General features: G+C 65.4%; 5 protein-coding genes and 1 pseudogene. 4 read left to right on the top strand and 2 right to left on the bottom strand.

The features are described 5' to 3' along the window. From G3436_RS18155 to G3436_RS18170, 4 genes and pseudogenes are all read left to right on the top strand, one after another. Nucleotides 1-1055 (top strand): aldehyde dehydrogenase family protein (locus tag G3436_RS18155; protein ID WP_163947684.1); only part of this gene is annotated, 1055 nt, incomplete at its 5' end. A gap of 263 nt (nt 1056-1318) precedes the next feature. Beyond that, nucleotides 1319-2476, top strand: a complete 1158-nt coding sequence (locus tag G3436_RS18160) for an iron-containing alcohol dehydrogenase (protein WP_163947686.1) — start codon at nt 1319-1321, stop codon at nt 2474-2476. A 10-nt stretch (nt 2477-2486) separates the two neighbouring features. Then, nucleotides 2487-3817, top strand: a pseudogene (locus tag G3436_RS18165) (APC family permease). 124 nt (nt 3818-3941) lie between these two features. Beyond that, the gene (locus G3436_RS18170) at nt 3942-5366 is read left to right on the top strand and encodes a gamma-aminobutyraldehyde dehydrogenase (protein ID WP_163947689.1); all 1425 of its coding nucleotides are present in this window, start codon (nt 3942-3944) and stop codon (nt 5364-5366) included. An 82-nt stretch (nt 5367-5448) separates the two neighbouring features. Here G3436_RS18170 and G3436_RS18175 read toward each other — a convergent pair whose 3' ends face one another. Both G3436_RS18175 and G3436_RS18180 read right to left on the bottom strand, forming a co-directional pair. After that, nucleotides 5449-6417, bottom strand: coding sequence for a membrane-targeted effector domain-containing toxin (locus G3436_RS18175; RefSeq protein ID WP_163947692.1), 969 nt, complete (start codon nt 6415-6417; stop codon nt 5449-5451). A gap of 64 nt (nt 6418-6481) precedes the next feature. After that, complete coding sequence (locus G3436_RS18180; protein WP_163947695.1) at nt 6482-7021, bottom strand: hypothetical protein; 540 nt, start codon at nt 7019-7021, stop codon at nt 6482-6484. Between the last annotated feature and the right edge of the window lie 147 nt (nt 7022-7168).

The raw sequence follows: 7168 nt of genomic DNA on the forward strand, positions 1-7168 counted from the left end.
CCGGTTACACCAGCATGGTGCGCCGCGACCCGATCGGGGTGGTGGCCTCGATTGCCCCGTGGAACTACCCGATCATGATGGCCGCGTGGAAAATCGCCCCCGCCCTGGCCGCCGGCAATACCCTGGTGTTCAAGCCCTCCGAGCACACGCCGCTGTCGATTCTGGCCCTGGCGCCGACCTTGGCCCAGTTGCTGCCGCGCGGGGTGATCAACATCATCTGTGGCGGCGGTGAGAACGTCGGCGCGCATCTGGTCAGCCACCCCAAGGTGCGCATGGTGTCGCTGACCGGCGATATCGTCACCGGGCAGAAGATACTCTCGACTGCGGCCAGGACCCTCAAGCGCACCCACCTGGAACTGGGCGGCAAGGCCCCGGTGATCGTGTGCAACGACGCCGACCTGCAGGCGGTGGTCGACGGCGTGCGTGCGTATGGCTATTACAACGCCGGCCAGGATTGCACCTCGGCCTGCCGGGTCTACGCGCAGGCCGGTATCTACGACCGGCTGGTGGCCGAACTCGGTGCGGCGGTCAGCAGCATTCGTTTTGCCGGCCAGCACGATGCCGACAACGAGATCGGCCCGCTGATCAGCACCCGCCAGCGCGACCGGGTCTCCAGTTTCGTCGAGCGCGCCCTCAGCCAGCCGTATGTCGAGTGTGTCAGCGGGGCCAGCGTGCATGACGGCCCCGGCTTCTACTACCCGCCGACGTTGCTGGCAGGTTGCAGGCAGAGCGACGAGATCGTCCAGCGCGAAGTGTTCGGGCCGGTGGTCACCGTGACCCGGTTCGATGAGCTGGCCCAGGCCGTGGACTGGGCCAACGACTCCGAGTACGGCCTCGCGTCGTCGGTCTGGACGCAGAACCTGGACAAGGCCATGCAGGTCGCGGCGCGCCTGCAGTACGGCTGCACCTGGATCAACAGCCACTTCATGCTGGTCAGCGAAATGCCCCATGGTGGCCTCAAGCGCTCGGGCTACGGCAAGGACCTGTCCAGCGACTCGCTGCAGGACTACAGCGTGGTGCGACACATCATGGCGCGCCACGGTCAGCACCTCTAGCCAGCGGCTTGGCAAGGGAGCATTCGATTTAATCGAATGCTCCCTTGAGTTTTTAGTAATTGTCGATCCGTTACCCGTGTCTTAGTGTTTCGACCCATACCGGCCTGTGCTCGCCTTGCAGCCTTTCAGATGCCGGCCCATGGGCGCCCACTGTCGCGTCGCCCAACAATAAGAACCCGTATTGGCCGCCCACGCGGTGCCCCTGACTCGTCTGCCATAACTACAACATTGCCAGCGCGCCACCGAGCGAGAGGAACCTACCGATGCACTTCCAGTTTCTGTTACCCACCAAGATCGTCATGGAGCCAGGCTTGCGCCAGCGTACCGGCGAGCACCTGACCGAGCTGGGCCTGCGCCACGTGCTGCTGGTCACCGACCCCGGGGTCAAGAACGCCGGTTTGCTCGACAGCATCTACGCCAGCCTGGAGCAGGCCGGTATCCGCTATGACGAGATCGCCGACGTCAAACCCAACCCGCGCAGCGAAGACGTCAACCGCGCCGCCGAACACTACCGCGGTACGGGCATCGACGGTGTGCTGGCGGTAGGTGGCGGCAGCGCGATGGACGCGGCCAAGGCCATCAGCGTGCTGCTGACCCACGAGGGCAAGGTCGAGGACTATGAAGGCGCGTTCACCCTCAAGGGCCCGGTGCTGCCGATCGTGGCCATCCCGACCACGGCGGGTACGGGTAGTGAAGTAACCTTCTTTTCGGTCATCACCGACACCCGTCGCCAGTTCAAGATGAGCCTGCTCGACTACCGCATCGGCCCGGTACTGGCCCTGCTCGACTCGGACATCACCGCCACGCTGCCAGCGCACATCGCTGCCGCTACCGGTATGGACGCCCTGACCCACGCCATCGAGGCCTACACCGGCAAGCCGGCCAACCCCATCAGCGACGGCCTGGCCCTGCACGCCATCCGCCTGATCGCGCAGCACCTCAAGCCGGCCGTGCAAGAGCCGGACAACCGCGAGGCCCGCGAACAGATGCTGATCGCCAGCCTGATTGCCGGCATGGCCTTCGGCAACGCCGACATCGCCAGCGTGCACTGCATTTCCGAAGCCATCGGCGGCATGTACGACACCCCGCACGGGGTCGGCAATGCGATCTTCCTGCCGTTCGTGTTCAGCCATAACCGCGATGCCGACCTGCGGCGTCACGCCGATGTCGCCTATGCCCTGGGCATCGACCCGAACCTTGAGGCCAGCGCCGCTGCCGACGCGGGTGTCGAGCAGTTGTTCCGCATGAACCGCGAGCTGGGTATCCCGCGTTTCGCCGAGGTAGACGGGGTGCGCGAGGAAGACTTCCTGGCCATCGCGCAGAAGTCCAAGAGCAATATTTCCGATGCGAGCAACCCCAAGGCCATGACCGTCGAGAGTTACCTCGAGGTGATCCGCGCCGCCTACCATTACGCCGCTTGAGGGCTTACCCATGAGTGCATCGACTTCCCCTGCGCACTTGCGCCGGACCCTCGGCCCGGTTTCCGTGCTGCTGTTCGGCCTGGCCTTTATCGCCCCCCTGATCGTGTTCGGCACCTATGGCGTGATTGCCCAGGCCAGCCAGAACACCGTGGCGCTGTCCTATGTGGTGGCGTCCATCGGGGTGATCTTCACCGCCTTGAGTTACGGGCGGCTGGTGCGGGTGTTCCCCACGGCCGGTTCGGCCTATACCTACACCCGCAAGATGTTCAACCCCGGCCTCGGCTTCATGGTCGGCTGGGCTGCATTGCTCGACTACTTCTTCATCCCGATGCTGATCTGGCTGCTGGGCGCAAGCTACCTGAGCCTGGCGTTCCCCGATGTGCCACAGTGGTGCTGGATCACCGGCTTCATCGTCTCGACCACGCGCTGAACATCCTCGGCATCCAGGTCGCCAACCGCTTCAACATCATCCTGATGCTGATCCAGTTGACGATCATCGCGGTGTTCATCGCCCTGTGCTGGCACTACGTGGCCGCGATCAACGGCCCGGGCGGGCTGCTGTCGGTCAAGCCGTTCTTCAATGCCGACGTGCCGTTCTCGGCCACTATGGCCGGTGCCGCCATCGCGGCCTATTCGTTCCTCGGCTTCGATGCACTGTCGACGCTGAGCGAAGAAACCGTGGAGCCGGAGCGCACCATCCCCAGGGCAATCCTGCTGGTGGCGTTGATCGGCGGCAGCCTGTACATCGGCTCGTCCTACTTCATGTACCTGGCGCACCCGGCGGGGCTGTTCGAGAACATCGACGGCGCAGCGTTCGAAATCGCCAAGACCATTGGCGGCGACCTGTTCTTCGGCGTGGTGCTGACCGGCATCATCATTGCCCACTTTGCTGCCGGCCTGTCGTTCCAGGCCAGTGTCGGGCGCCTGTTGTATGCCCTGGGGCGTGACAACCAGCTGCCGCAAAAGCTGTTCGGCGTGCTGCACCCGCGCTACAAGACCCCGGTACTCAACATCGTGCTGTGCGGTGCGTTTGGCCTCGTCGGCTTTGGCCTGACCATCGCCACCGCCACCTCGCTGGTCAACTTCGGCGCGTTCCTGGCCTTTACGGCGGTCAACCTGTGCGCGCTGAAATTGACCTTCGACCGCGCCGTGAGCGACAAGGCAGGCGTGGTACGCGGGGTGATGTTCCCCCTGGCCGGTGCCTTCACCTCCGGCTGGATGCTGATCAGCCTGGACGCCGATGCGCTGCTGCTCGGTTGCTGCTGGATAGTGCTGGGCCTGGTGTATCTGGCCTGCCGTACGCGCCTGTTCAGCACCGCCGTGCCTGAAGCGGCGCTCTGACCCCACGGCGCCCGGCGCCCGTACTCCACCGCTGTCATCGTCCCCTGTACACCTGCCTATGGCGCAGGCGGGGACGCGTGCGACTTTTTTACGCTGGCGGCCAACCCGCCGCACGGGAGAACCCATGCAAACCTGCCTGCTGATCAATGGTCAACTCATCGCCGGTGACGGCGAAAAACTGCCGGTGCTCAACCCCTCGCTGGGGGCCACCCTGGTGGAGATTGCCGAGGCCAGCCTGGCCCAGGTCGATGCCGCCGTCTGCGCTGCCGATGCCGCCTTCCAGGGCTGGTCACAGACCACGCCCAAGGACCGCTCGCTGCTGTTGCTGCAACTGGCCGACGCCATCGATGCCCACGCCAGCGAGCTGGCACGGCTGGAGTCGGACAACTGTGGCAAACCCTACACGGCGGCGTTGAATGACGAGCTGCCGGGGGTTGCCGACGTGTTCCGCTTCTTCGCCGGTGCCAGCCGCTGCCTGCAGGGCAGTGCTGCGGGTGAATACCTGGAAGGCCATACGTCGATGATTCGCCGCGACCCGGTTGGCGTGGTGGCCTCCATCGCCCCCTGGAACTACCCGCTGATGATGGCTGCCTGGAAGCTCGGCCCGGCCCTGGCCGCTGGCAACACCGTGGTGCTCAAGCCATCTGAGCAGACGCCGTTGAGCACGCTGAAACTGGCGCAACTGATGGCGCAGATCTTCCCCGCGGGCGTGGTCAACGTAGTCTTCGGCCGTGGCCCGAACGTCGGCAAGCCGCTGACCAGTCACCCCAAGGTGCGCATGGTGTCGCTGACCGGCTCGGTCGCCACCGGCAGCCAGATCATTGCCGGCACCGCCGACAGCGTGAAACGCCTGCACATGGAGCTGGGCGGCAAGGCCCCGGTGATCGTGTTCGATGACGCCGATATCGACGCCGTGGTCGAAGGCGTGCGCACCTTCGGTTTCTACAACGCCGGCCAGGACTGCACTGCCGCCTGCCGCATCTATGTGCAGAAGGGCGTCTATCAGGCGTTTGTGGAGAAGCTCGGCGCGGCGGTGGCGAGTATCCGCTACGGCCTGCAGGATGATCCCGAGACCGAGCTTGGGCCGTTGATCACGCTTGAGCATCTGGAGCGCGTCGAAGGCTTCGTGCAGCGCGCCCGTGAGCAGTCGCATATAGAGGTCGTGACCGGTGGCCGGCGCGTTGCCGGGCCGGGTTTCTTCTTTGAACCGACGGTGCTCGCCGGCGCCCGCCAGGACGACGAAGTGGTGCGCCGCGAAATCTTCGGCCCGGTGGTGTCGGTCACCGCGTTCGATGACGAAGCGCAGGCGCTGGGTTGGGCCAACGATTCCGACTACGGCCTGGCGTCGTCGGTGTGGACCCGCGATGTCGGGCGTGCCCATCGCCTGGCTGCACGCCTGCAGTACGGCTGCACCTGGGTCAACACGCACTTCATGCTGGTCAGCGAAATGCCCCATGGCGGCGCCAAGCTCTCGGGCTATGGCAAGGACATGTCAATGTATGGCCTGGAAGACTACACCACCATCCGCCATGTGATGTTCAAGCACTAGGCCGTCGCGCCAGCGCCGGGTGCGTGACAGAAAAGGTGTGGAACCTGAGGCTTCGCACCTTTTCTGTCGCGCGCAGCCGGCACTACAGCACGTGGTATTTCAACCCGTGCGCACTCAAGGCAACCACCAGGTCCGCCAGGTTCCACAGCCGACGCTGATGAATCCATGGCCAGCCGGGCCGCTCGATGAATACCTGCTCCCCTTCATGGTGAATCAGGCTGTACACCAGTGAGCCGTCGTTGCTGCGGTGCACCAGGTACAGCTGGCCGTCGAAATCCTTGAAGGTGAACGAGCCGACATGGCGCAGGCACGTTGGCAGGTCGGGCAGCGCGCCCGGCTTGGCCACCGCGGCCAGCAGGCGCAGGTCGCTCTGCACGCGCACCTCCCTGAAGCCACTCATCACGCCCGCTCTGCCGGGGTCCAGCCCCCACTCGTCCGGCCGGCCGATGGGCACGTCCTCTACCCGCAGCCCGACCACACCTTCGAGTTCCGCCAGCCCTGGCACGCCCTGGAAAAGGTTGGCGTGGCTGTTGCCCACCAGCGCTACCCAGCGGGCCGGGCCACGGGCCGCCTGATCGGCGCGGATGATGCGGTCGGCGTAGAAATTCATCATTTGCTGGCGCACCGGCGCGGTCGGGGGCTGCAGCCACGCCTGGCGATAGCTGGCCATGCAGTCGATGGCCTGCACGCGCACCCGATACTTGCGTGCGGCGCGCAGCACTTCAAGGAAGGTGTAGCGCTTGTCCGGATCGGTGCCGTGGCCCTCGTCCAGCTCGCGTACGTAGGCTTTCAATGCCGCGGTAAAGGTTCCGCTGCGGTTGAATGCGTCCAGGTCCAGTTGGTGAAAGTCGGTCAGCAGGTGTTCCAGGTACAGCACCCGCACCTGCTGCTTGGCCAACTGTGACATGTTCTCGATCAGCAGGCGTTTGCTGCCGATGCCCGAATGAGCCTCGCCGATCACCACGCCCATGCTGTGCTCGTACAGGCTGCGAAACAATGCCTTGGGGTTCGTGCCGGGCGCCGGGGCGACGACGGCCGGACGCGGTGGCAAGGGCGGGTCGCTGAAGAAGGCCTGCGCATCGCGGGCCAGCAGGTCGCGGTAGGTTCTGAATTTTTCATACGGGGTATTTTGCAGGGGGTCGGCAATATCCGACAGGTAGCCGCTCAGGTGCTGGCGCTCGCCGCCATTGGCGCCCTTGAGCAGTGCCGGGCGCCAGTGCTCGGCTACCTCGTAGGGCGTGGAGGGCAGCGGTTCGAGTGGCGGTACGCGCCGCCAGGGGGGGCACGCCGAAACGCGGCGCGCCGCCCCTCAGCCCATTCTCCAGCGGGCGCCACCGGCCTTCTGCGTCCAGACGTATGGGGACCTGGCGGTAGAACGAGAAGGGGGTCTGCGGGTCGACGACGACCCAGCTGTCGAGTTCGCCCACATGACGTACCTGATACGGCGCCTCGTCGATCATCACGTAGAACCCGTCGTCCATGCTGTAGATACCCTGCAAGCGGCCTTCTCCGGGTGTGTGGCCGTCGAGCAGCACATTGGTTTCGAACGGCGCAAGCACGGCATCCGGCTCGGCCGGCAACAGCGACGAAGGTAGCCAGGGCGCAAGGTCAGGGATCTGCGGGCCCGGTGTGCTCGTGGGGGCGGCGGCAGGCACTTCGCCGGCCTCGATGGGCTCGGGGTCGACCGCGGCGCCTTGAGCAGGGTGGCGTTGAACAGGGTATTGATCGCCGACTGCAGTGCGCCCAGCACGCCTGCCTGGCGCTGCGCCGTGGTGTGCCCGGTGATGGCCTGGTCGATGTTC

It is taken from the genome of Pseudomonas brassicae, assembly GCF_010671725.1.
GTDB classification, from domain to species: domain Bacteria; phylum Pseudomonadota; class Gammaproteobacteria; order Pseudomonadales; family Pseudomonadaceae; genus Aquipseudomonas; species Aquipseudomonas brassicae.